3 protein-coding genes are annotated in these 2,000 nt (G+C 55.0%); all 3 read left to right on the forward strand.

Annotated features, from left to right (window positions below; genetic code table 11):
• The coding region (locus tag ACOSYY_RS08340; RefSeq protein ID WP_421661805.1) for a TonB-dependent receptor at positions 1-1,101 on the forward strand (1,101 nt) is incomplete at its 5' end.
• A gap of 23 nt (positions 1,102-1,124) precedes the next feature.
• The gene (locus tag ACOSYY_RS08345) at positions 1,125-1,451 is read left to right on the forward strand and encodes an urease subunit beta (protein WP_421661806.1); all 327 of its coding nucleotides are present in this window, start codon (positions 1,125-1,127) and stop codon (positions 1,449-1,451) included.
• A gap of 27 nt (positions 1,452-1,478) precedes the next feature.
• Positions 1,479-2,000 (forward strand): deoxyhypusine synthase family protein (locus ACOSYY_RS08350; protein ID WP_421661807.1); only part of this gene is annotated, 522 nt, incomplete at its 3' end.

A 2,000-nucleotide genomic window follows, 5' to 3' on the forward strand; every position in this document is an offset into this window, starting at 1 on the left:
CCGGTCAACGGCGACGGCTTTGCGCAATTCGATCGCCGCGCTATCTATGGTGGCGAGATTGGATTCAAACAGCGAGGAGAGATTCTCGGCATGCCCAGCATCGGAACCGTCGGATTTCAGACGAGAGTGGACGACGTTCACGCGAAACTGGGTCTTCAGACCATGAGGACTCCGACCGGTACCACCATGGACAGCGACGCATTCTCGGCGTCCTATGCGCCGTTTGTAAAAGCGGAAGTGCAGCCGTTGCCGTGGCTCAGGTTTAACGGCGGCGTTCGAGGCGAGATCTTCACCTTCGACGTGAGTAATCGCTGTACAACTTGTGTGGAGCAATCGGCCGGGCAGAACAGTTCGGGCATTGTCCTCCCGAAAATGAACATGATTCTCGGGCCATGGGCAAGGACGGAATTCTTCATCAACTATGGCGAAGGGTTTCATAGCAACGACGCGCGGTCTGCCGTCAGACCAGGATCGGCTCCGTTATCCCGCTCCATCAACTACGAAATCGGGGTGCGGTCCAGACCCTTGGGACCGGATAGGCTCGAACTGCTTGCGACCCTTTGGCGGATGGATATTAAGTCGGAACTCGTGTTCGTCGGCGATGAAGGGACAACGGAGATTCGAGGCGCAACCAGGCGCCAAGGAGTTGAAGTCGCCGCACGCGGCCAGGTCTGGGGGCCGCTCTATGTCAACGGCAGTTTCACCTGGACACATGCCGAGTTTCGCAACGGCGACGCCATTCCCTTGGCGCCGGAGTACATCGCCTACGGAGCCGCGATTTTGAGATGGCCGGAAGGATTGACCTCTCAACTTCAGGCTACGTATATGGGAGTCAGGCCCCTTATTGAGGATCGCAGTATCAAAGCTCCATCGTGGCTCACGTTTGATCTGTCAGAGCGGTATCTGATTCCGATGCGGCTTCCTCATGGCCGGATGGAGGTGTTTCTGTACGTTCAAAATCTATTCAACACGGATTGGGAACAGGCAATCTTCGCTTTCGAGTCACGACTCAGGAATGAGCCACCAGGAGGATTCACCGACATCCATTTCGTGCCGGGCAATCCGCGGACGGTAATGGGTGGTCTTGCCTATTATTTTTGAACACCCCGATCGAGAGTGTTTTCATGGCCGCGGAAGCCGGGCTGTCTAGACCGATCAGACCGGGTGAAAGCATGCCGGTGGACTTCTTCGAATCCAATCACGCGCTCGAAGTCGACCGTGAACGAGCATTCGGGTTTCGGTTGGCCATTCCTGCTGGCGCCTCGGCCCGGGTTGAACCTGGCGAAGAGAAAAAAGTGACGCTTGTGGCATTTGGCGGTAACCGAATTGGCCACGGTGTGAATGGATTAACTGAAGGATCATTGAATGATCCGGCGGTCAAAGCCAAGGCTGTGGCACTTGCCGCTGATCGCAGATTTGAGCTAAAAATAATAGAGGATCGTCATGAATGATCACGATTTTAAGGTAAGGAGTCTCATATGAAACCGACATCTATTTCACAATTCATCGACCATCATTATCGACACTTCAACGCGGCGGCGATGAAAGACGCGGCGCATGCCTACAGGGCTCACTTGGACAAGGGTGGGAAAATGCTGGTGACGCTGGCCGGTGCGATGAGCACAGCCGAGCTGGGGTTGTCGCTGGCCGAAATGATACGCAGAGACAAGGTTCATGCGATTTGCTGCACGGGAGCCAATCTTGAAGAGGATTTATTCAACCTTGTGGCGCAAAAACATTACGAGCGTATCCCGCGCTATCGGGAGCTGACGGCGCAGGACGAACAAGCCTTATTGAATCGGCATCTGAATCGGGTCACCGACACCTGCATTCCGGAAGCCGAAGCGATGCGGCGCATTGAGGCTGCGGTGGGGACTGAATGGATGGTGGCGGATCGCGCGGGTGATAGGGCGTTTCCGCACGAGTTTCTCTATCGACTTTTAGTCAAAGGCACGCTCAAAGAAAGTTATCAGATCGATCCGATCGACAGTTGGATGTGT

The sequence above is a fragment of the Nitrospira sp. BLG_2 genome (assembly GCF_049222245.1).